Annotated in this window: 18 protein-coding genes; 9 read left to right on the top strand and 9 right to left on the bottom strand. The window is 44.7% G+C overall.

What is annotated here, in order from left to right:
* Window position 1: 1 nt before the first annotated feature.
* Window positions 2-1,435, bottom strand: coding sequence for a pyridoxal phosphate-dependent decarboxylase family protein (locus ACRBG0_RS19030; RefSeq protein ID WP_431488446.1), 1,434 nt, complete (start codon window positions 1,433-1,435; stop codon window positions 2-4).
* Between the two features lie 60 nt (window positions 1,436-1,495).
* Window positions 1,496-2,137 carry an MBL fold metallo-hydrolase gene (locus tag ACRBG0_RS19025; RefSeq protein WP_431488445.1) on the bottom strand — a complete coding sequence of 214 codons (642 nt, stop codon included), beginning with the start codon at window positions 2,135-2,137 and terminating at the stop codon, window positions 1,496-1,498.
* Between the two features lie 208 nt (window positions 2,138-2,345).
* On the opposite strand from ACRBG0_RS19025, the gene ACRBG0_RS19020 reads away from it, so the two are divergent.
* Window positions 2,346-5,909, top strand: coding sequence for a hypothetical protein (locus ACRBG0_RS19020; protein WP_431488444.1), 3,564 nt, complete (start codon window positions 2,346-2,348; stop codon window positions 5,907-5,909).
* A 240-nt stretch (window positions 5,910-6,149) separates the two neighbouring features.
* Here ACRBG0_RS19020 and ACRBG0_RS19015 read toward each other — a convergent pair whose 3' ends face one another.
* The 5 genes from ACRBG0_RS19015 to ACRBG0_RS18995 all read right to left on the bottom strand — a co-directional run bounded on the left by ACRBG0_RS19015 (window position 6,150) and on the right by ACRBG0_RS18995 (window position 12,073).
* Window positions 6,150-7,652: a S10 family peptidase gene (locus ACRBG0_RS19015; protein ID WP_431488443.1), complete on the bottom strand. Its 1,503-nt coding sequence runs from the start codon at window positions 7,650-7,652 to the stop codon at window positions 6,150-6,152.
* Between the two features lie 57 nt (window positions 7,653-7,709).
* Window positions 7,710-8,771 carry a peptide chain release factor 1 gene (gene prfA, locus ACRBG0_RS19010; protein WP_431488442.1) on the bottom strand — a complete coding sequence of 354 codons (1,062 nt, stop codon included), beginning with the start codon at window positions 8,769-8,771 and terminating at the stop codon, window positions 7,710-7,712.
* A gap of 238 nt (window positions 8,772-9,009) precedes the next feature.
* Window positions 9,010-10,041 carry a TolB family protein gene (locus ACRBG0_RS19005; RefSeq protein ID WP_431488441.1) on the bottom strand — a complete coding sequence of 344 codons (1,032 nt, stop codon included), beginning with the start codon at window positions 10,039-10,041 and terminating at the stop codon, window positions 9,010-9,012.
* A 100-nt stretch (window positions 10,042-10,141) separates the two neighbouring features.
* Window positions 10,142-10,987, bottom strand: coding sequence for an HAD-IIA family hydrolase (locus tag ACRBG0_RS19000; protein WP_431488440.1), 846 nt, complete (start codon window positions 10,985-10,987; stop codon window positions 10,142-10,144).
* A gap of 66 nt (window positions 10,988-11,053) precedes the next feature.
* Window positions 11,054-12,073, bottom strand: a complete 1,020-nt coding sequence (locus tag ACRBG0_RS18995) for a hypothetical protein (RefSeq protein ID WP_431488439.1) — start codon at window positions 12,071-12,073, stop codon at window positions 11,054-11,056.
* Window positions 12,074-12,182: 109 nt separating this feature from the next.
* On the opposite strand from ACRBG0_RS18995, the gene ACRBG0_RS18990 reads away from it, so the two are divergent.
* On the top strand, window positions 12,183-12,608 hold the full coding sequence (locus ACRBG0_RS18990; RefSeq protein ID WP_431488438.1) for a DUF2147 domain-containing protein: 426 nt from the start codon (window positions 12,183-12,185) through the stop codon (window positions 12,606-12,608).
* A 117-nt stretch (window positions 12,609-12,725) separates the two neighbouring features.
* A complete protein-coding gene (locus tag ACRBG0_RS18985) occupies window positions 12,726-12,971 on the top strand; it encodes a hypothetical protein (protein WP_431488437.1) in 246 nt (81 codons plus the stop codon).
* Between the two features lie 422 nt (window positions 12,972-13,393).
* Here the strand turns inward: ACRBG0_RS18985 and ACRBG0_RS18980 are convergent, their stop codons facing one another.
* Together ACRBG0_RS18980 and ACRBG0_RS18975 are read right to left on the bottom strand one after the other, a co-directional pair.
* Entirely contained in the window at window positions 13,394-15,298 is a 1,905-nt protein-coding gene (locus ACRBG0_RS18980) for a helix-turn-helix domain-containing protein (RefSeq protein WP_431488436.1), read from the bottom strand.
* Window positions 15,299-15,369: 71 nt separating this feature from the next.
* Window positions 15,370-17,001 (bottom strand): aspartate:alanine exchanger family transporter, encoded by a 1,632-nt coding sequence (locus tag ACRBG0_RS18975; RefSeq protein WP_431488435.1) that lies wholly within the window; start codon window positions 16,999-17,001, stop codon window positions 15,370-15,372.
* Window positions 17,002-17,676: 675 nt separating this feature from the next.
* Here ACRBG0_RS18975 and rplM point away from each other — a divergent pair.
* From rplM to ACRBG0_RS18945, 6 genes are all read left to right on the top strand, one after another.
* Window positions 17,677-18,120: a 50S ribosomal protein L13 gene (gene rplM / locus ACRBG0_RS18970; RefSeq protein WP_431488434.1), complete on the top strand. Its 444-nt coding sequence runs from the start codon at window positions 17,677-17,679 to the stop codon at window positions 18,118-18,120.
* A gap of 28 nt (window positions 18,121-18,148) precedes the next feature.
* Window positions 18,149-18,538, top strand: coding sequence for a 30S ribosomal protein S9 (gene rpsI / locus ACRBG0_RS18965; RefSeq protein ID WP_431488433.1), 390 nt, complete (start codon window positions 18,149-18,151; stop codon window positions 18,536-18,538).
* A gap of 118 nt (window positions 18,539-18,656) precedes the next feature.
* Complete coding sequence (gene rpsB, locus ACRBG0_RS18960; protein ID WP_431488432.1) at window positions 18,657-19,373, top strand: 30S ribosomal protein S2; 717 nt, start codon at window positions 18,657-18,659, stop codon at window positions 19,371-19,373.
* An 84-nt stretch (window positions 19,374-19,457) separates the two neighbouring features.
* Entirely contained in the window at window positions 19,458-20,282 is an 825-nt protein-coding gene (gene tsf, locus ACRBG0_RS18955; RefSeq protein ID WP_431488431.1) for a translation elongation factor Ts, read from the top strand.
* A gap of 108 nt (window positions 20,283-20,390) precedes the next feature.
* A complete protein-coding gene (gene pyrH / locus ACRBG0_RS18950; RefSeq protein ID WP_431488430.1) occupies window positions 20,391-21,101 on the top strand; it encodes a UMP kinase in 711 nt (236 codons plus the stop codon).
* A gap of 12 nt (window positions 21,102-21,113) precedes the next feature.
* Window positions 21,114-22,499: a GH1 family beta-glucosidase gene (locus ACRBG0_RS18945; protein WP_431488429.1), complete on the top strand. Its 1,386-nt coding sequence runs from the start codon at window positions 21,114-21,116 to the stop codon at window positions 22,497-22,499.
* The last annotated feature ends 10 nt before the right edge of the window (window positions 22,500-22,509 follow it).

Below are 22,509 nucleotides of genomic sequence, written 5' to 3'. Positions count from 1 at the left end.
GCTAAATGGTACGGATGATCGCTAATAATTTTTGAAAATGCTGGCCGTCTGTAAATGGGTTCATTACCGTAGCTCGAAGCCAACGTTCGTTATTGATGACGGTTTGCACAATGTAGAAACTGCCGAGCTCTACTAATCGTTGCCGAATTTGGCCGTTTTTTATGTCCCATTCTTCACGCGGTATTCCGGTGTACCGGAAATTAAGGATATTGGCTTCTGGCTGAACAGCCAACTCAAAATCGGGGGCCTCGCTTAGTATTTGAGCAAAATTCCGTGCCTGATCATAAAGCCGATCGACGTTGTCACTGAAAATACGGGGCCCATGGCACCTTAGCGTAGCATATACTTTGATGGAAAGCATGAGCTTAGTACACTCGAAAGTACGCTTGCCAGAATGATACCACTCAGGGGATTGTTCTGCCTCCCAAAGGTATTGTGCTCGCTGAATAAAGGTATCGTAAGAACGATGGCCTTCTTTGAACAAGAGAGCTGTATTTAGTGCAGGTGTCATCAGCATTTTGTGATAATCGAGCACAATAGTATCGGCCCGCTCTATCCCTGTTGCCAAGTGTTTGTATTTGTCAGAAAAGGCTACTGCTCCTCCATGAGCACCGTCAATATGAAACCAAAGTTGATGCTGCTCACAAAAGTCTGCCAGTGTATTCAGGTCGTCGTAGGAGCCCGTAGCGGTAGAGCCGGCACAACCGATCAGTGCAATAGGAATACGCCCTTTAGTAATAGCCTCCTGATAGTGATCTTCGAGCAATTCTGTACGGATTTTAAACTGCTCATCTACGGGGATTTTAATGATTCCTTCGCTGCCCATCCCCAATATTCGAGCAGCTCGATCCACGCAATAATGCGCCTCCTCAGAAACCATGATGGCCAGTTTTTCTTCATGGCCTTTCGTCCATACTTGCTGAGGGGCTTTAGCAGCACGGGCAGCAAGCAAAGCAGTGAGATTGGCAAGTGTTCCACCTGAGGTAATAAAGCCGCTAGCGGTTGCGGGATAACCAATTTGTTGAGCAGTAAAATCGGTAACTACTCGTTCTAAGGCATTGGAGGCCATGCCCATTTCATAAACACCTGTACCGTTGCTGAGGATATCTGAGACCATCCCTGCTAAGGCATTTACAGGCGCAGGTACCGACACTTGGTGCCCAATGTAATGAGGGTGATGCAAGTGAATGGAATGCTCCAGAATATCCTCAAAGAAAGTCAAAGATGCTCCTTCTTTTCCGGCTTTAGCAAGGTCATTTTGCCAAAATTTCAACTCCTCTTCTGGCTCTCGGTAATTAATCAATTGCTGATTTTCCGGATCTTGGGTCTTTTCCAAATGGTCGGCTAATAAGTCGATGAGTTGGTGGCCCAGTGCCCGGAAATTGGCGGGGCTATAAGCCTCTGCTAGGCGATCTGTTATAGTGTCTTGTGCCATTGGTAGGAGGTTGAGTAGAGGACTTTTAACGGGGTGTTCGATAAAAGTTCAGCTAAGCGCTTAGTTCAAAAACGGGTTGTTTTTGCGCTCATAACCTATACGGGTAGCTGGGCCATGTCCAGGGTGAACAGTAATGTCATCACCTAAGGGGAGCAACTGTGTTTTGATGGCATTGATAAGTGTCGCATGGTCTCCTCCAGGTAGATCACTCCGGCCGACGCTTCCATAGAAGAGTACGTCTCCTGCAATCACAAATTTATCTGCTGCACAGTAAAAACTCAAACTGCCAGGTGAATGACCCGGTGTAAGCAACATTTCCAGGCTAGTGTTTCCGAAGTTGATTGTTTCTCCTTCTTTAAGGAATTTACCGGGCTCTGGGCTTTCTTCGGGGATAGGCAGGCCGTACATCTGACAAACCATGGGCACGGCAGCCAGGACTTGAACTTCTAATGCGTGAATTTCCAAGGGAAGTTGGTAAGTCTCTGCAACAAACTTATTACCAAACACATGATCCAGATGGCAATGAGTGTTGATAAGCCGGACAGGGCGCAACCCGAGTTCTTCAATCTTCGTGCGAAGTGCCTGCTTTTCGTGCGTTTCAAAACAACCGGGATCGAATATGATACACTCGCGGGTTTCATCGTATACGATATAGGTGTTTTCCTGAAAAGGATTAAATGTCATTTGCACAACTTGTGCCATAGTTTTCCTGTTTTATAGTAGCTGATCTAAAGTTTTTCACTTCCTTTTTATTGAAAAAAGGGATATCTTAAGTCCTGTTTAAGACCAAGTCTCAGTTATATTCCTACAAAAGTAGCCAAATACTGTAGGTCACTAAACAAAATGCCCCGTTCAGGTATTGATTTTTTAGCATCTTCCGCTTTCCCCCTATTTTTGTAAAAATACTGCTATGCGCAAACTACGCTATCCTTTCCTCTCTTACTTAAGTATATTTTGCCTTTTGGCAACTAGCCAGTTGCTCATGGCGCAGACCTCTCAGGTGACCTTTGGGAAAAACAGGGTACAGCATCATCGCGATTTTGATGAGTGGATGGAGTATGAGAGCGATAACTTTATTACTTATTGGTATGGAGAGGCACGGAATATTGGGCAGTCGGTAGTACAGATGGCAGAGTACGATTTTGCGTATATCCAAAGTATTCTGGAACATAGGATGAATGAAAAAATTCAGATCATCACTTATGTCGATTTGACGGATCTGAAGCAGAGCAATATCGGGAATGATGAGGCTTTTACCAATGTAGCAGGGCAAACAAAAATAGCAGGTAATAAAATCTTTGTCTATTTCAATGGTGATCATAATGATCTGCGGCGGCAAATTCGGGAAGGGATTGCTTCTGTTTATCTGGAAGCCATGCTTTTTGGTGCAAATTTGCAGGAGATCGTACAAAATGCAGTCCTGTTGAATCTGCCAGATTGGTTTAAAGAAGGTCTGGTAGGCTATATTGGCGAAGAATGGAATACCCAGCAGGATGACCAATTGAGGCAATTGTTAAGCTCAGGGCTTTACCCTGGGTTTGAAGAAATGGCCGTAGATTACCCCAAGCTGGTAGGCCATGCTTTTTGGTATTATATAGCGGAATTGTACGGCAAACCAACAGTCTCCAATTTGCTTTATCTGACCCGGATTAACCGCAGTGTCGAAAGTGGTTTCCTCTATGTCTTAGGAACACCTTACCAGATTACACTAAATGATTGGCAAGGTTATTTTGAAAAAAGATATGCCATTGATTCTCAGAACAGAAATGCTCCAGAGGGACAAGAGGTAGTGATAAAGAATAAGAAAGAGCTTCCATTAACTCAATTGAAAATTAGCCCGGATGGGCAGCGAGTGGTTTATGTGATTAATGAGATTGGCCGTTACAAGGTCTTTATGCAAGATGTGCAAACTGGTGAGCGGGAAATGATCTTCAAGAGTGGCTTCCGCAATGCAATCCAGGCAACGGATTACAATTATCCGATATTGGCATGGAACCCCAGCGGTCAAGAGCTTGCCATTTTGTATGAAAACCGTGATCGTCCTCGCTTATTGCGCTATAATTTATTGGAAAAGAAAGAAATAACGGAAGAGCTAAGTACCGAGTATCACAGGGTCTATAGTGTTGAATACGTCAATCCTTCGACAATGGTGTTTTCGGCAGCAGTAAGGGGTTTTTCTGATATTTTTCTCTACTATCCTGCTACGCGCCAGTCACAGCGGATTACCACTGATTTTTGGGATGACCTCGACGCTGTGCCGGTTAAAGTCAGGGATCGTACCGGGATATTGTTTGCCTCCAATAGGGCAACGACTTCTCTGGAGGCTAAAGGCCTGGATACCATTCTGCCCATTACCACTTTTGATTTATTCTATTACGACCTTACCAACAGGCCAGGGGAGTTGGTGCGAGTGACAGATACACCACTGGCCAATGAACGGCAGCCGATTGGTATTGATACTACCTATTTTGCTTATCTCTCCGATCGGAGCGGGTTTTACAATCGTGAAGTTGGTTACCTGGAAGATTATATTGATCACTACGAGCAACGTATTGAGTTAGAAGATGGGACAGAAATCGTTCTGCACGCTGATTCGAGCCTCACCATGTTGGATACTACCTTGATTGATACAATTGTCGTTTATCCTATTGTCAAAGAACGAGCAGTAGTGGCAGCGTCCACGAACTATGATAAAAACATTTTTTACCAAAATGTAGCCCTACGTACAGGGAGGGTACTAGAATATTTCCCTAGCCCAGGTACAGCCCCAGGGACGATATTACTACGTCAATTGGATGCAGCTACCACTCCGGCTGTCAATAACACGATTTTCCAGAATGACCGAAAAGTTGTTTTAGCAAAACAGGAAATGACGCTTGTGCCATCAGGCTTAGTCGATACACAGTTGGTGGAAGATTTACCCCCTAGCGAGCAAGAGCTGAACATTGAAACACTACCACCGCCAGAAGAATTTATTCCAGAATTACCTCCAGCTCCAGCTGCCGTTGATAGTACCGAGATCATTGATATTGATAATTACCTGTTTCAGAGTGAATTTTCGGAACAGGAAACTTTTGCGGAGCCAAAGCCAGAGACAGGTACAGCGCCTGTAAACCCAGCTTCGTCATTGGAGGATATCAATAATTTTGACCCCATCCCCCAGAAGGCGGCTACCGTAAGGGATAAAACAAATAGTGATGTTTATCGCTTCCGGCCAGGGCGGATTACACCTTACCGGACGACCTTTCGGACGGATTTTGTGACTTTTAATATGGACAATGGTCTGCTGTTCGAAGGCCTGGATAGTTACGCTGCCAACCCTGATGGATTCAATACCCAGCCCCTGAGTTTATTACTAAAAGCCAACTTTAAAGACCTTTTTGAGGATTATGTAGTAGAGGGAGGGGTGCGCTTGCCCACCAGTTTTAATGGTACAGAATACTTTCTTACTATGCAGAGTCGTAAGCGCCGTTTAGACCATTATTATGCGATTTATCGTCGTAATCAACGATTCTCAGAAGAAGGGGAGTCTTTTGTTCCGTGGAGGAAAGAAAATAATGTGGTGCTCGGTCAGTATGGTGTTCGCTTTCCTTTGGATATTTTCCAAAGTCTGCGTGCAACGAGTACAATCCGCCGGGATAGGGTACAATACTTGGCAACCGACCAAACGGCGTTGGAGGATGCTCCCGCTCCGGATCGTACCCAACGGATTGGTTTGCGATTGGAGTATGTGTTTGATAATACACTTGACCTAGCACTTAACCTACGTCAGGGTACACGAATGAAGTTCTATACCGAGTACTACAAGTCTTTTAGTGCTACCCTAGACCCTAAATTTGAATTTGATGTAGCGCGTGGCTTTATGGGCGTAGCCGGGGTAGATGCTCGTCATTACCTTAAAATTGACAAACGTTCTATACTGGCCTTCCGCCTGGCAGGTGCTGTTTCTTTTGGACGGGACAAGGTGCTTTACTATTTAGGAGGTACAGACAATTGGTTGTTGCCCTCGTTCAATAATAATATTCCTACACCATCCGACCCTGCCGGTTTTGTTACTTTAGCTAATAATCTTAGAGGTTTTGATATTAATATCCGCAATGGTAATGCTTATGTTTTGACCAATGCAGAGCTTAGGGTACCGGTCTTTCGCTACTTCTCCGAACGCATTCGGTCTCCATTCTTCCGCAACTTCCAGGCCGTCGCTTTCTTTGATGCCGGTACTGCCTGGAGCGGACCAGACCCCTATAGCGATGAAAACCCACTGAATACCACCACGTTCCCGGAAAACCCAACGGTCTTTAGTCCGGTTACTGCTCGGGTTGTTTATTTCCGCGATCCATTGGTATTTAGTTACGGAGTGGGAGCAAGGATGCTCCTCTTTGGATATCTAATTCGTGTTGACTACGCCTGGGGCTTGGAAACGCGCCTCGTGCAAGATCCCAAATTGCATATTTCTTTAGGCTTGGACTTTTAGTATTTGACCACATCGTCAAATGTTTTCTGAACAATATGACGATGTGGTCAAAACACTTACTCATTAAGCCCCAACGCTTACGCAAACAGGGTAGAGAAGAAGGACGATTCCCTGTAGGTTTGAATCAAAACAACCTGCCATGGAAAACAAAAGCCGTCTTATTCTCCTCTTCCCTTTGTTGTTTGTCTTACTTACCATCCACGCCATGTGGTTCTATTGGATGTAAGCAGGCCGTGGACATTACTCTGTACAGTTCCGAATAAAATCAGCAACATCTTCCTTGAATTTAATCAATGAAGGTTTATGGGTATACATCATGTGACCAGCTTCGTAGTACTTCATAATAATGTTGTCCTTTAGTTCTGGTTTTAGCCCCAAGTGATCGATGGTGTGTTCTACCCCGTAAAAAACAGTTGCCAAATCATAGTAACCATTCAGGATAAGTACCTTCATGTTGGGGTCTTGCGTAAGGGTAGCCGCCATGTCTGGTGCTGTGTTTACAGCTGCATTGGCGTTCCATATAATGTTGCCTTGATGGCTCCAGTCCCATTTAAAGCCATCTCTACGGCCAGCGGTAATGGTGTACATAAGGTCTTTACTTACGCCAAGTTCGCGATGGAAGTAGTCCAGAAACCTAGTGATGTAAGCCGGAGAAATCGCCCTGCTTTGCGGATCATAATCAGCAAACTGACTGAGCAAATCTTCGTTGGTGCCTTTGTAGCGAGAATCCAGTCGACCAACGGTCATTCCTTCTTCCCGGAGTAGTTCCTGAAAGTATTCTCCTGCTTTTACGCGCAGATCAGCACGTAGCCAAAATTCCTTGCTCAAACCGGAGTACATCGCTAAGCGCTCTGCAACTTCCTGCTTCCGCTCCGCGCTGATTTGATCTCCCAGGAAAAGCGCAGGAACGTATTCCTCTACCGTAAATTTCCGGACCTCTTCAAGGAAAAGCTCCAGGTCACCGTGCCGTGTCAGGCTTTTTTTATGGTACCAGGCCGTAGCAGCATAGGTAGGGAAATGAGCAATGTAAGGCATGTCGTCATTTGGAGGGAACAAAAGTGTTCGGAGGTCAAATACCGCAGAAACCATAATGACGCCATTCATTGCAATACCTTGTGAAAGTAAATGCTTCATCACACCTGCATTCCGGAAGGTGCCGTAACTCTCTCCTAGTAGAAACTTAGGAGAATTGAGCCGGTCGTTCTCAATCAAATACTGGGTGATGAAAAGACTGATACTGCGAATATCTTGGTCAACACCCCAGAAATCTTTGAATTCGGCCTTACCAGTAGGAATACTAAGTCCGGTTCCTACGGGGTCGATCATCACCAAATCCGCAATGTCTAGGATGGAGTACTCATTATTAACGAGTGGGTAAGGTGCTGCTGCTGTGAAATCGGGGTCATTGACTACAATACGCTTGGGGCCCAATACGCCCATGTGCAACCAAAAGGAAGAAGAACCAGGACCGCCGTTGTACGCAAAGACAATAGGCCGGTCGGGAGTGCCATTTTTTTGAACATAACTGGTGAAGCCAAAGAGGGCAATCACCTCATTGTTTTCATCACGGAGTTGCATCGTGCCGGCCTTGGCCGTTAGGGGAATATTTTTGCCATTGATGGTGACTTGCTGGTCTGTCGTACTCACTTCAGCAGGCAGGACGACAACAGCGGCTTTATCTTCCTGAGCATTAAGCAGTAGGCAACAACAAATACTGAAAATAAGGAGAATGGATTTTTTCATGACTAGTCGATTAGAAAGTGAATAGCTAAATTACCATCCTTCTTTCTAATGAACTAATTACACCATCCCTTCTTCCATCTTGGCAGCATTTTCAGCAAGCTGGAGTGCTTCGATGACTGGGCCTACCTGGCCTTCTATAATCTGATCAAGATTGTAAAGGGTAAGGCCGATACGGTGATCGGTGACCCGGTTTTGAGGATAGTTGTAGGTTCTGACCTTGTCAGAACGGTCGCCTGTACCTACAAGACTCTTGCGTTTAGAGGCCAACTTGTTTTCGTGTTCTTCCCGCTTTTGTTCCTGAATACGGCGGAGCAGTTGGGTCATTGCGATCTCCTTGTTTTTGTGCTGAGAACGGCCGTCCTGGCTTTCGGAAACAGTACCCGTAGGTAAGTGGGTGATCCGAATGGCGGATTCTGTTTTGTTGACGTGCTGACCACCCGCGCCGCTGGCCCGGAAGGTGTCAATTTTAAGATCGGATTTCTTGATGTCTACATCTTCCATCTCCAACTTGGGCATGACAACAACGGTGGCTGCCGAGGTATGTACTCGGCCCTGAGACTCTGTCCTGGGAACCCTTTGTACCCGGTGTGCACCAGACTCAAACTTGAGGCGTCCGAATACATCTTCTCCGCTTACTTCTACTACTACCTTGTTGTAACCGCCAGCACTTCCTTCGTTTTCGTAAAGCAGCTCGTATTTCCAGCCCATCTCATCGAAATAACGAGAGTACATCCGTAGTAAGTCTCCCGCAAAAATACTGGCTTCGTCACCACCAGTGCCAGAGCGTATTTCAAAGATAACATCGCGTTCATCTTCTGGGTCACGAGGAATTAGCATGACCTTGATCTCCTCCTCCAGTGTTTCTCTTTGAGGCTTTAGTTCCTCCATTTCCATCTCTGCCATCTCTTTCATCTCCGGGTCACGGAGCATCTCTTTGGCCGTTTCTATATTACCAAGCAACTCTTGGTATTGATGATAAGCTTCTACAACAGGTTGTAGCTTTTTGTATTCTTTGTTGACCTTCTGAAATCGATCCATGTCAGTGATGACAGAAGGATCTGATAACTGTTCTTCCAAATTGCGGAAGCGATCGTGAATGGCAGCTAATTTATCTAGCATAATGTTAAATTGGAAGGGTAAAGTAAAGCAGTGATTCAAAAAAGGAGATAGGGTAGCTGTAGGCTACAAGATAAGATGGCTGTCAAAGCAGCTAATAGAACCAAATGGCCGGAAACATCATACTTTACTTTTTTGCGACCGCAAAGGTACGGAAAACTTTAGATAGCTTCAATAATAAGCAGCGGCAATTAGTTCCTTCAGGTTTATCAACAATGCTTTAATAAGAGGAATTGATAGCCTATTCTGGTAGTGTTACCCTACGTTGGTTGCTGCCATCAGTATTAATGAGGAAAAATCCATAATCTGTATCAAATTGGCAGTAGTCATGGTATTTCCGAGAGGCTTTATTGAATAGAATTTCGTCCCTGTCTGGGTTAAAGCTTAAAAATTTAAAATGCTCTTGGTATAACCTTTCTCTAATTATTTCATAATTACCACTAACGAGGTCTGTTTTTCCTATAGTTCCGAGGGCACACCAAAAAATTACATTGTCTTCCTGAGAGAATGCCGTATTAATAATTAATAAGTCGTTATTGTGAGTATTCGTTAAATGATGTAAAAAAGTTACTTCTTCCGTATTCAGGTTGTAATAATTCAGGCTAGTGGTAAAAGGAAGAGAGGTGTCTGCAACGAGGTAGCATATTCTATGTTCATCCATCCACGAAAAAGCAGCAGCACCTGCCAAGGCATCAAGAGTATCTAAAACTATTCCATCTGCATCCATTAAGAGGTAATAATTACGTGCTCCTATGCTTTTATTGTAGAGCATTTTACTGCCATCAGGGCTCCACTTTGGGTAACGATTGTAATCACCACTAAAAGTGAGTTGTGTAAGGCTATCTCCATTGGGTTTTATTTTCCAAATATTTTGGTCATTACCGGTGTACACTAAATAATCATTGACGCCCCAGTTTAGTCCGTATAATGCGTTATTGGCAATCAAGCGTTTTTCGTTTTTACAAAAATCAGCCACCCATAGTTCATAAGTCAATTGTTGGGTACTATTGTCATACTGGTAGTAAGCGATTTGATCAGGATTTGTAGGGTTGAAACAGGGGTAAAAGTAATCGTAGGGAATTGCTGTAGAAAAAATTTCTTGACAATCAATCGGGCAGTCGATGCATGCTGCTATCGATGAATCGATCACTTCCAGCGCTGGCATCGTATAATCATCGATTGTTGTTACACAATCATTTATTTGCAGCAGTTCATCATCGCAACAGGCACTTAGGCTAAATATGGCGACCAATAATAGCATTCCCTTTTTCATAGCTTGACGATTGTTTAAACAAGAAGCCTAATTACAAAGGTTAAACTAGTTGTGTTCTCCATCCGCTGCATCTAGGCTGTCCTGGATAGATGTTTTCTCCTTATGCCACAATTGATTCACAAATAAAATCGGGAATAATCCCGGTGGAGCGAACCCGAATATCCACTTCTTTTTCGCTGGTGTTACCAGAAAGTACGAGCATGGTCATTACTCCAAATTTGTTACCCCCCAAGATGTCAGTATGCAGGGTGTCGCCTACCATTAGGATGTCGCTCTTGTCAAACGTCCCGTATTGATTGATGTTTTCAAAAGCATGATTAAACATTTGGGTATCAGGCTTGCCGAAATGGATAAACTTCCGGTTGAGGATACTTTCTACCAACTTGGCAATCCCGCCAGTGGCAATCGAGACATCATTTTTAGCTACAGGGTAGAGTTTGTCTCCATTGGCAACGATAGCCGGAATGTTTTGCTTACGCAAAAGGTTAACGGTAGTATTTATGTCGTGGTTCCAGTCAAAGCCTTCGTCATCAAGAAAAACCATCGCAGTGACATCGTCACAGTTGTCGAGATCCAGCGAGCTTACGGGCACGGCCCGGAGATCAGCATCTAAAATATAATGAGCAGAGTTGGCAGTACCTAAATAAGCCACTCGTCCGCTGTTGACTTTTTGGGCCAGAAACATTTTGGCCATCATGCCGGAAGTGATGACCTCTTCCGGCTGAATGCCAAGCAGTCCTTGTTGGGCAAAGCGCTCTGATTGTTGTTCTGGACTGCGGGAGGCATCGTTGGTCAGGATTCTGATGACTTTGCCCCGCCGACGCAGCTCGTTGATGTTGGCTTCAACTCCAGGAATGAGGCCTCGATGGTTTTTGACGACTCCGTAAGAATCTAAAAAAATCGCTTTGAAGCCGTCTGCAATGTCTAGAAAAGAAGCGTTGTGCATTTCTGAGGTTTGGTTCGCTGACTGTCTTTTGGGCTAATGAAAAAAACGGTCAGAGAAGATGATATTTTATAGTCCTAGTGTCTGTAAAATTTTATCGGCGGAAAACACTTGCTCGATATTTGGTAAATGTTGCTCGAAAACTTCGTGTTGAAGCTGAGCAGCAATAGATTTACGGAAGAAGTAATTGCCTTCGCGAACGACATAGTTCAAGAGGAAAAAACGATAAGCCTCTGGCAAAAATAAAATTTCCGATTTAGTGAGAGGGTAGATTTCGTGGTAATGCTTTAAAAATAATAGAAAGCGGTCTTCCATGAGGGTGTCTACATTGTAGGTGAATAGCGTACGATCCCCTACATTGGAGACAATTCTGCTGATAAAATAAAAGTCAACGATTCGTGAACTCATTCTGAACCAATCGTAGTCCCAGCGGGAATAAAATTTACCATTCGAAGACATAGAAAAATTTCCGATGTTCCAGTCAACAAAAACTGGGATTTTTTCAAATCCGTGGACATTGATTTTGTAGGTGTTGTTTAGAAAAAGGTCACACTGCTTTTTGATGTAATCCGCGTGTTGAGGAAACTCATCGTCGACCTCTAGTAGCAGTTGATTAATGTCTGTGGTCATGTTTTTGGAGGTAATCGGCAGCGTATGCCGAATCAGGCTACAGCTTTTGTGAAACTCCGCAAACTCTTTGCCCAACTGGGCGATATCTTGGTCTTCTAAGCGGCGGGGCAGGCTCTTCTTAATTTTAATCGGGCGAAAGAAGACCACCCAAGCATCAATGATATCGTTCTGGAAACGATGGAAAAACAATTGATTACCCTTCATCAATGCCCGAGAGAGGAAATTCTCGTAGCGAACAGGCAGATTGTTAGATAGTGCATTAATGATCGTGTGGTCTTCTACGAAATGCTCATATTTTCCGAAATAAGAAAGCTTTGCGATGATATTGTTGCCATCCTCCAAACGAATTTTGTAGACATGGTTGGTCGATACCATAGCGCTGATATCGGTAATGCGCTTGATGGGACGGGTACTGTCGTAGGCCATCCAGGCGTAACGAATAATAGTAAGGAAATCCATAATTGTGGTAAGGGCTAATTTTTGCGGAAGATAGCAAGAATAAGAGTTCTTTGAAGGTCTTCAATAACAAAAAACGGACTCCGGCGTTTACCGATAAAACATTCTTATTATGAAGTACGGATTAAGTACGCTGCTATTATTGGTGACCTTTGTATGCGCACAGGCACAATCTCCAATTGGTATTTGGAAGACAATCGATGATAATTCGGGCGAAGCCAGATCCAAGATAGAAATCTACGAACAGAATGGTAAGCTATTCGGCAAAATCACTGACCTGCTGCTAAAACCAAACGATACGCTTTGCGAGGCCTGTGAAGGCGACAAAAAGAATAAATTGATTGTAGGGATGGTCATTGTTGAAAACTTAGAAGTGTACCGAGATTATTGGAAAAATGGGACGATTCTAGACCCGGAATCTGGCAGTACTTATGGTTGCAGTATATGGTTTGAAGAGGGTAAGCCAGACGAGCTACAAGTTCGTGGAAAACATTGGACCGGGCTTTATCGAACTCAAGTGTGGTATCGAATAGAATAAAAGGTTGCTTTCGTAGTCAATAACTAGTAACCAGCCCTTTAACAAAAAAATATATACCTAATAAACAATAAGACCTACCTTTTCCTTGTTTTAGTATAAATTTTTTCAACGCCATAAATGCCTTTCATGAAGCAAAATTTTACACCTGAAGATTTGATGGCTTATCTATATGCCGAAACCAGTCTTTCACTGCGATTGGCCGTCCAGGATGCGCTTCGTCGTGATCCGGTACTGGCCCAAGAACTAGAACAACTGCGCATGAGCAAACGTCAGTTTCCTAAAGTGAAATTTACAGCGCCCAAACGTAGTCTCCAGCGCATTATGAACTACAGCCGTTCGACAGCACTGGAAGGACAGATTTAAGCACCATCCAATTGATTAATGCTTGTAACGAAGCTTAGATATCCCGAGTCTTGCCCAGTGCGAGGTTCGGGATTCTTATTTTTATGATAAAAAAGAAGGGGAGTAATGAACGTTTCATTACTCCCCCGTCCTATCCTATTAAAACCGATGGTCCCGGATGTTTTGTAATGGTGTAGTATAAAAACTACGGCAGGACAATCCGTTTCATAGGTGTAGTTTGAGATGGCGATAATTATAGATATAAAAGGCAATAGATTTATACCATCTACTGTATCCTAGCTGCTTTATCTAGATAATTACGCTGTTGTAAACATAAGGTAAGAAAGTGGCTATGTCGCACCAGTTTATAAGGTGGTCGTAGTTAGTGGTTGAAAAGTGGTACTTTGGAAAGTGGTACTTTTAAATCGCTGATTGGTAGGTTTTTATGAATTTCCGTGTTGGCGAAGATATTCGCGAGGAGTAATGCCCGTTTGCTTCTTGAAGGCCCGATTGAAAGCCGTTTTTGAATTGAAACCTGCTTCGAGCGCTAGGCTAAGAATGGTACGCTCGTTATGGTCCCCCTTCTCTATGCGATGCTGAAAGCTTTTGATGCGATGGCTATTGATATAGTCGAAAAAATTTTTCCCAAATTGATCATTTATCAATTTGGAGATTTGATGACTAGGTGTTTTGGCAAGATCGGCGAGCTCCCCCAAACTAAGTCCAGGATTGAGGTAAGGCCGATGCTCCTCCATAAGCTTCTCCAATAAGCGGAATTCTTCTTGTGGTGCCGTCAAGAGAGAAGACGTTGGAGTCGCCAAATGAGTCGCAAGAGCAGCCTTGATCGGCACATTTGAGGAGGTGGGCGGCTGAGACTGTGTAGATGGCGTGATGAAATTGAGTTGAGCACTCCGGAAAATTTGTGGTTGCCGCATAGCGTAATAGCCCATGGTATAGGCACCGATAGCCAGTACAAGCCAAGTGGCATCGATCATCCTGTCTGTAATAGGAGTCCAGTTGAATCCCAGCCAAAGTCCGGCAGCTCCTACGAGGTAGGTACTTAGCCAAAGTAACAAGCACAAGGTGTGGAGATAAAATACGGTGCGCAAAAAACTGAGAATAGGTAACGCATCTGCGGCATAATCAGTATTCAATTGTTGAAGGAATCGCCGACTACGCAGCCAATAAAACGAATTAAATAATAGACCAATAGCTGCAATACTGATAAATACAGGGCGTAACTGAAGATTGACGACCTGCGTAATGAAGTCAAAGTTGGTTTTGAAAATCTGGGGTAAGTAAATCAGAACAACCAGCGCTAATGGGAGGAAATGCCAAAACCATCGCCACCTGTAGGGGGTGATTGGGGTAAGGGAACGTAGGTAAAGCCAAAAAAGAGGCCCATAGGCAAAGTATATTAAATCGGGCAGCAGTATGATTTTGGGGTACTGCTGAAAGATATCCCGGTCAAATGCACCAATACGAGCTAGAAAGGTGGCTGATAAAACAATGATTAGTAAAGATAAAATACGGTTTGTACGGCGGTGCCGCTCTTTGAAGCTGTTGATAGCAATAACCAGCAAAAGGCCCTGTAGCGCTGCTAATAGCATTACCATTGCGTACCAATTGATCCGATTACCAGCCAGATCCTCCCAGTTGGCAATTTCAATTTGAAGTAGTTCTTCTTTGCTGTCTTCTGTATAGTTAAAAAGGCGATTGGGTCGCGAGAGGCCGTTCTCTCGACTTTCGACGGTATTCCAGTTGCCACGGCTGATTTTGAATTCCGTAATGTTGGTTCTGATAGGAATGGTTGTTCGAAAATACCCGTTAGAGTCGCGTTCCATTCTGAAGTCTGGATCGCCCGGCGACCAACCATTAAAAGAGCCTACGACATAGAGAGCAGCATCTATCGGTGTGTTTTCCGGCAGGCTAATAATTTTAATGGGAAGCGTGTCTCGGTAAGGGATTTCTTCCTTGAGATCTTCCCAGGCTTCTACCGAAATCCTTAGAGTGTCCTTTTGTTTGCCAGTATACGTGTAGGAGTGGTTGCCAATGGGTTCACTGACATGCCCTCCTTCTACCTTTACCCAAGAGCCACGAGTGATTTTGAATTCAAAATCGGGCATGGGGGTAAGGAAGCTATACTGCCAGCTTCCGTCGCTAAGTTTATGAAAACGGAAGTTTTGATCATTGGGTTTCCAATTGTTAAAACTTCCAACCAGGTAAATGCTGTCTTCCTGTGGGGTGTATTCTGGTAGTTGGTCTATGATAACAGTGAGCTGTGCCACCACGTTTAAGGGCAGCAAGAATAAACCAAAAACTATGATGCGTGCTAGTGTTTTCCGCATTCTACAGGATTGCTAGACCAGAAATAACTGGCTGAGGCAAATATAAATGGATTTCAAAGACTTGAGTAGTCTCAACTTAAAAAGGCAAATAAGAGTTGGACGAAAAGGATTTTTGTAATCAATACAATGGGAAGGATTAGGGTATAGCCTAGTGTTGGCAATTTGTTTCCGGCCTGATGAAGGGCATGTTCCAAAATAGCCGGTTGCGTAGCGACCATTCCCGTTAGTAAACCGAAGGGAATCCGTAGCCAGCGGTAGCCCAGCCAGAGAGTGATAAAAGCAGTTCCGGTGGCAATAATTGTCCCTGCCAGGAAAAGCCACCCACCTCCACCAGCTAAAATGGTATTGAGGAAGGTGTGCCCTGATCGGATACCTATACTGGCCAAGAGTAAAATAAGGCCTAGTTGTCGCAGCACGAGGTTGGCACCAAAGGGGAGTGTCCAGACAATAGGCCCGGTTCGGCGCAAGGCTCCTAATATCAAGGCTACAATAAGTGGACCGCCAGCAAAGCCAAGATTGAAAGAAACGCCTCCTGGTAAAGTGAAGGTGACCATTCCTAGAAGCAACCCGAGCGCCATATCGGAGCCAAAAGATAGCAAGTTAATATGGTTGAGGGCCTCGTAACTGTTGCCAAAAAGCTTTTTCAGTTCGTCGAAATCGGTGCGGCGAGCGACGAGCAGTACGCGATCCCCTAGCTCCAGCACCGTATTGCCGCTGGCCAGTAGGTCTACATCGCCGCGTTGGACTCTGGTAATAATGGTAGAGAATTTTTCAGTCAGATTGAGCGACGCAATTTTTTCGCCAGCAATATTGGGATTGGAAACAAACAAACGGCGAACATCATAGGAGCTGCGGTCGTAAGAAAGCTCCTTTACATCGGCTCTACCTAATAAGACGATAGCTTCATCAATGGTTTTGGCGTTTCCGACAAGTACCAGGCGGTCACCTAATTGTAGGCGGGTGTCCATGTTGGGGAGCTCGTCGATACCACTCCGTTGCATCCGACCGAAGACAAGTCGGTGCTGGAAATGTTGAAAAATGGCACGGATGGTTTTTCTCTCCATCTCTGGATTGGTAATGACAATGGTTTTTCTGGTAATGTTTTCACTGGTGAAGAGGTCACCAGCCTGTTGGGCAGCCTCTTGTTTGTAGTCAATGTTGAGCCATTTTTGCATGATGTTGATGGCAAACATAACGCCAAGAACGCCCATCGGATAGGAGAGAGAATAGCCCACCACCGCCGCGTTGGACATGGCTTCTTGTAGTTCGGCAGGTTGTGAAAGCTGGATGAGGTCTAGCAAGCCAGCAAGAGAAGCCGTATTGGTAGAGCTACCGGCGAGCAGCCCGGCAGCGGTAGCAGCATCAAGATCAAAGAGAAAGTACATGCCAATAGTGATCAGTGCAGAGAGCCCCAACATGACAATGATGAAGGCAAAATTACGTAACCCTTGTGCTCGAAAAGTAGAGAAGAAACTGGGGCCGCTACTGAGTCCAATGGTGTATACAAACATGGAAAGCCCCAAAACGATAATAATATCAGGCACTGCCAACCCAGGGTCTACAGCTCCAACAGCCAGGCCGGCGAAAAGGACGGCGGCCACGCCCAATTTGGCACCACGGATAGGAATATTGCCGATCCAGTAGCCGATGGCAGAGACCACGAAAAGTAATAATACGGGTGACGATTTGAAGGCTTCAATCATGCTGCAAAGGTAGCTTTTTTTGGAATCACAAAAGGGAGGAATCTTTAAAGAATAGCTTGCTGTGTTGGTCAATTTGAACCCTATATGAGGACATGTAAATTTCTTCTTATATTTTTTTGATTCAAAAAGAGCTGTGCTGCTATCTGGTCGGAAATTGTTCCGTGATGATTAGAGGCAGAGGTGTGTTTCGACTGCGCCTTTAGCTAGCTGGTGCTATAATAAGGTATACTTGCTGCGAAAGGGGTACCTCGCGCCAGGGGTGGGAACCAGGCCCGATGAGGGCCGCCCGACGCCAGGAGGGCCGAGCGAACAGCGAGTGGTGGACGACCCGGCCCGGAACCCTAGTGGAGGGAGGCGCCCAGCGAAGAAGCGAGAGATTAAACGTGTTTTTTGAATTCGTCTAGGGTTGGGTATTGATATGAACTAAAGCGTTGAAGAGGGCACTTTTTTTAAGGGATGAACGTGGCCACTAAAATTTTTGTGCGATATTTTGACTGTTTTTCAGTGACTTATGAAGGGAGGTGTGTGATTTTTTTTGAAGAAAGCTTCTTTTTTTTGATAAAGGGTATTACCTTTGCACGGCTTTTGAAAGAGGAGTTATCCGATTAGCTTTAAGCGGCGGGTAGTGAAGACTGGAAGAAAGCCCAATATTTAACAACAATAAAGTCATTTATAGTGAACACATTAAGCTATAAAACACAGTCGGCAAAGCCTTCAACGGTAGATCGTAAGTGGCACATCATCGACGCTGAGGGGATGATTGTAGGCCGTATGTCTACGAAGATTGCTAGCGTACTGCGTGGTAAGCATAAGCCTGATTACACTCCGCATTTTGACAATGGGGACTACGTAATCGTGATTAATGCAGATAAGGTTCGTTTCACTGGCCTGAAAATGGACCAGAAGACTTACCTGCGTCACACTGGTTATCCAGGTGGTCAGAAAGCAACCAAAGCGAAAGAACTGTTGGTGAAAAAGCCAATTGCGATTGTGGAAACTGCCGTAAAAGGTATGTTGCCTAAGACCAAGCTAGGTCGTGCGCAATACAAGAAACTGTTCGTTTACGCTGGTGCAGAGCATCCTCATGTTGCTCAGAAGCCAGAAGCGATGGAACTTTAATAATAGAACGTAAATTTTCTACGATAATATGGAAATGATCAATACGATCGGGAGAAGAAAAGCAGCTGTTGCCCGCATTTATTTGACGCAGGGCACTGGTGTTGTTACCATTAATGGTAAGACTTTGACCGAATACTTTCCCCAGTCTCATATTCAACACAAAGTGCTTGATCCATTCAGCACTGTTGAGATTGATAGCAAGATCTACGATATCAAAGTAAACGTAGACGGTGGCGGTTATAAAGGACAAGCTGAAGCTATTCGTATGGCGATTGCCCGTGCGTTGGTGAAGCTTAACGAAGACTTCCGCAAGGCTCTCAAGGACCAGAAGTTCTTGATGCGAGATGCACGTGTAGTTGAACGTAAGAAGTACGGTAAGCCTAAGGCACGTAAGAGCTTCCAGTTCTCTAAGCGTTAATATTTGGTGTTTTGGAAAGCAACTTTGCTTGTTTTTCAGAAAACTAAAATGATTAGATGATGAATGCTGGCCGCTGCCTATGAGGCAAGCAAGTGTTCAAAAAAGTCAAAAATTAATAATGGAAAAGCCTAATTATAAAGAGTTGCTCGCGTCTGGTGTACACTTCGGTCACCTCAAGAAGAAGTGGAACCCTAAGATGTCTCCTTATATCTTCGCGGAGCGCAAAGGAATTCACCTGATCGATTTGAACCGTACCAGCGAATGTTTGGAGCGTGCGGGACAAGCGGCTCGTCAGATGGCCAAAGCGGGTAAGAAAATTTTATTCGTTGCTACCAAGAAGCAAGCACGCGAGATTGTTGCTGATGCAGCACGTAGCGTAGATATGCCTTACGTAACGGATCGTTGGTTGGGAGGTATGATGACCAACTTTGCTACTATTCGTCGTTCTGTACGTAAGATGCAGAATATCGAGCGGATGTTGGCAGATGGTTCTTTGAGTAGCATCACCAAGAAGGAGCGTTTGACGCTGACGCGTGAACATGCTAAGTTGGATAAAGTATTAGGTGGTATTGCCAATCTGAACCGTACTCCTTCTGCTATGTTCATCGTGGATATTCACCACGAGCACATTGCGATTGCGGAAGCACACAAGTTGGGTGTACGTACAATTGGTATCGTTGATACTAACTCTGACCCTAACCAAGTGGATTACCCAATTCCTGGTAACGATGATGCCTCTAAGTCGATTGCTATCATTACCAACTACATCACTGAGATGATCAAGTTGGGAAAGCAAGACCGCAAGAGTGATAAGGCGGAGAAAGAGAAATCATAGTATACTGCCGGAACCAATGATTGACAGATTTGGTTAAACCGCTACTATTCTCAAACTCTTAATCTTTTAAAATTTAAAGTCAAAATGAGCGTAACTGCTGCTGACATTAAGAAACTGCGCGATATGACTGGCGCAGGGATGATGGATTGCAAAAAAGCCCTGAACGAATCAGCTGGCGATTTTGATAAAGCCATTGAAGTTCTTCGTTTGAAAGGCCAGAAAGTTTCTGCTAAACGTGCAGACAATGAAGCCAATGAAGGTGCTGTAATAGCACTGGTAAGCGAAGACAAAACTCGTGGTGTAATAGTAAAGTTGAGTTCAGAGACCGACTTCGTTTCTAAGAATCAGGAATTTGTCGATGGCGTTAATGCTATTGCAGAAGCTGCCCTGAAGGCTTTCCCTGCAAGCAAGGAAGAGTTGATGGACGCTGCTACTGCTAATGGTACTGTTGCATCTGCATTGAATGATTTGGTGACTAAGTTCACTGAGAAGATGGAGTTGTCTTACGAGCGTTTGGAAGCTGCGGTAGTAGCTCCTTATATCCACATGGGCAACAAAGCTGGTGTTATCGTAGGCCTTTCGGCTGCCGGTGATGCTGCTTACGAAGCTGGCCGCGACGTAGCTATGCAAGTAGCAGCGATGAAGCCGGTAGCGGTAGATAAGGACGGTGTAGACCAGTCTATCATCGACAAAGAAATCGAAATCGGTATTGAACTGGCGCGCAAGGAAGGTAAGCCAGAAGCTATGCTGGACAAGATTGCTAAAGGAAAGCTGAACAAGTTCTTCAAGGACAACACCTTGTTAAATCAAGCGTTTGTGAAGGACAGCAAACAAAATATCGCTGGTTACTTAAACAGCGTTGAAAAAGGCCTTACTGTTACGGACTTCAAACACGTAACTTTAGGTTAAGTAATAAGAAAGGCGAATCGGAAACGATTCGCCTTTTTTTTGCGATTCATTTTCGTGCTGTTCTTTTAAGAATTACCATCTTTGCCAAAATAACATATACATCACTTTATGATCAAATATCGTCGCGTACTCCTTAAGCTTAGTGGAGAATCCCTCATGGGAGACCAAGGGTTTGGTATTGATTCCAAAATGTTGCAGCATTACGCAGAGCAGGTCAAAGAGCTAATTGGCTTGGGAGTAGAAGTAGCCATAGTTATTGGTGGCGGAAATATTTTCAGAGGGTTACAAGCTAAAGATTCCGGTATTGAACGCGTACAGGGTGATTATATGGGAATGTTGGCTACCGTGATTAACGGTATGGCGCTACAGAGTTCATTGGAAAATAACGGTGTTTTTACCCGTTTGGTTTCTGCCTTGACGATCAACCAAGTCGCAGAACCTTATATTCGGCGGCGTGCTATTCGGCACCTAGAAAAAGGCCGCGTAGTGATTTTTAGTGCAGGTACCGGCAGCCCCTATTTTACGACAGATTCGGCAGCTGCCTTAAGGGCCAATGAGATAGGAGCCGACGTTATCCTTAAAGGTACCCGTGTAGACGGCATCTACAGTGCCGATCCGGAAAAAGACCCTACAGCTACCCGCTTTGATGAGCTGACCTTTGCTAAAGTGATCAGTGAAGGCCTCAGTGTGATGGATATGACAGCCTTTACGCTTTGTCAGGAAAATAATATTCCGATCATCGTCTTTGATATTAACGATCCGAGCAACCTCAAACGGATTGTGGAAGGAGAGCGAGTTGGTACATTGGTCGAAGGGTAATCTTGTAGCTTTATGAAAGAATTTCCAACTGATTTTATCTGGGGGTCAGCAACCTCTTCCTACCAAATTGAAGGAGCAGCAAAGGAAGATGGCAAAGGTCCTTCTATCTGGGATGCATTTTCGCATATTCCTGGGCGAGTAAAGAATAATGAACATGGCGATGTGGCCTGTGATCATTATCATCGCATGGAGGAGGATGTGCAGATGATGAAAGCGTTGGGCTTGCAAGCCTATCGCTTTTCTATCTCCTGGCCCCGCATCTTGCCTGATGGAACAACGAAGCAAGTTAACCAAGCGGGTATTGATTTTTACAATCGGCTCATCAATGAATTGTTAGCGAATGGTATCGAACCTTGGATAACCTTGTATCACTGGGATCTTCCTTTGGCTTTAGAAATGGAGAAAGATGGTTGGTTAAATAAAGCCATTGCCGATTCCTTTGCTGATTACGCCCGCGTCTGTTTTCAGCATTTCGGTGATCGGGTAAAGAATTGGATCACCATCAATGAACCCTGGGTTATCTCTATGTTGGGGTATGGCCAGGGGATCTTCGCGCCGGGGAGAGTGTCCAATAGTGAGCCTTATCTAGCTGGGCACCATATTATACTAGCACACGCCAAAGCAGCGGCCGTTTATCGAGAAGAATTTGCACACCAAGGTGGGAAAATAGGAATTACTAATAACTGTGACTGGCGAGAACCATTGACAGATTCGGAGCTAGACAAGGCGGCAGCCCAACGGGCTTTAGAGTTTTACCTAGCATGGTTTACTGACCCGATTTACAAGGGGAGCTACCCGCAAGTAATGATAGATAGGTTGGGGGATAGATTGCCAACGTTTACAGAAGAGGAAAAACTATTGGTGCAAGGGTCGTCAGACTTTTTTGGCTTGAACCATTATACCACGATGCTGGCTTCTGATGCCAATGGAGAGATTCTCGAGGGTAACGTCTATGGTAATGGTGGTATTTCTGAGGATCAGGATGTAAACCTTCACGTAGATCCCACTTGGAAGAAAACAGAGATGGGGTGGGCGATTGTGCCCTGGGGGTGTCAGAAATTACTGGAATGGATTCACGATCGCTATGATGGGCCAAATATTGTAATCACCGAAAACGGTGGAGCTTTCCCCGATGAGATGAAAGATGGTGTTGTAGATGATCAAGACAGGCTAGCTTATGTAAAGGGTTACCTAGGAGCTTGCCATGGTGCAATGAAAAACGGGGTGCAACTCAAAGGCTATATGCTATGGTCGCTCATGGATAATTTTGAATGGGCCTCCGGTTATGCCAAACGCTTTGGTATTCATTACGTGGATTTTGAAACCTTGAAGCGTACGCCTAAAGCATCGGCACTGTGGTACAGGGAGGTGATTGTGCGGAATGGTCTGGAAGTATGATCGCACTGGT

It is taken from the genome of Lewinella sp., from assembly GCF_050633125.1.
In the GTDB taxonomy this organism is placed as follows: Bacteria; Bacteroidota; Bacteroidia; order Chitinophagales; family Saprospiraceae; genus Lewinella.
Note: the sequence above shows the minus strand (reverse complement) of the source record. Positions and strands in the feature narration are given on the sequence as shown.

Bases quoted from the DNA above. Each gene is read 5' to 3' on its own strand.
- ACRBG0_RS19030 (WP_431488446.1), bottom strand. From the start codon at position 1,435: ATGGCACAAGACACTATAACAGATCGCCTAGCAGAGGCTTATAGCCCC.
- ACRBG0_RS19025 (WP_431488445.1), bottom strand. From the start codon at position 2,137: ATGGCACAAGTTGTGCAAATGACATTTAATCCTTTTCAGGAAAACACC.
- ACRBG0_RS19020 (WP_431488444.1), top strand. From the start codon at position 2,346: ATGCGCAAACTACGCTATCCTTTCCTCTCTTACTTAAGTATATTTTGC.
- ACRBG0_RS19015 (WP_431488443.1), bottom strand. From the start codon at position 7,652: ATGAAAAAATCCATTCTCCTTATTTTCAGTATTTGTTGTTGCCTACTG.
- prfA (WP_431488442.1), bottom strand. From the start codon at position 8,771: ATGCTAGATAAATTAGCTGCCATTCACGATCGCTTCCGCAATTTGGAA.
- ACRBG0_RS19005 (WP_431488441.1), bottom strand. From the start codon at position 10,041: ATGAAAAAGGGAATGCTATTATTGGTCGCCATATTTAGCCTAAGTGCC.
- ACRBG0_RS19000 (WP_431488440.1), bottom strand. From the start codon at position 10,987: ATGCACAACGCTTCTTTTCTAGACATTGCAGACGGCTTCAAAGCGATT.
- ACRBG0_RS18995 (WP_431488439.1), bottom strand. From the start codon at position 12,073: ATGGATTTCCTTACTATTATTCGTTACGCCTGGATGGCCTACGACAGT.
- ACRBG0_RS18990 (WP_431488438.1), top strand. From the start codon at position 12,183: ATGAAGTACGGATTAAGTACGCTGCTATTATTGGTGACCTTTGTATGC.
- ACRBG0_RS18985 (WP_431488437.1), top strand. From the start codon at position 12,726: ATGCCTTTCATGAAGCAAAATTTTACACCTGAAGATTTGATGGCTTAT.
- ACRBG0_RS18980 (WP_431488436.1), bottom strand. From the start codon at position 15,298: ATGCGGAAAACACTAGCACGCATCATAGTTTTTGGTTTATTCTTGCTG.
- ACRBG0_RS18975 (WP_431488435.1), bottom strand. From the start codon at position 17,001: ATGATTGAAGCCTTCAAATCGTCACCCGTATTATTACTTTTCGTGGTC.
- rpsI (WP_431488433.1), top strand. From the start codon at position 18,149: ATGGAAATGATCAATACGATCGGGAGAAGAAAAGCAGCTGTTGCCCGC.
- rpsB (WP_431488432.1), top strand. From the start codon at position 18,657: ATGGAAAAGCCTAATTATAAAGAGTTGCTCGCGTCTGGTGTACACTTC.
- tsf (WP_431488431.1), top strand. From the start codon at position 19,458: ATGAGCGTAACTGCTGCTGACATTAAGAAACTGCGCGATATGACTGGC.
- pyrH (WP_431488430.1), top strand. From the start codon at position 20,391: ATGATCAAATATCGTCGCGTACTCCTTAAGCTTAGTGGAGAATCCCTC.
- ACRBG0_RS18945 (WP_431488429.1), top strand. From the start codon at position 21,114: ATGAAAGAATTTCCAACTGATTTTATCTGGGGGTCAGCAACCTCTTCC.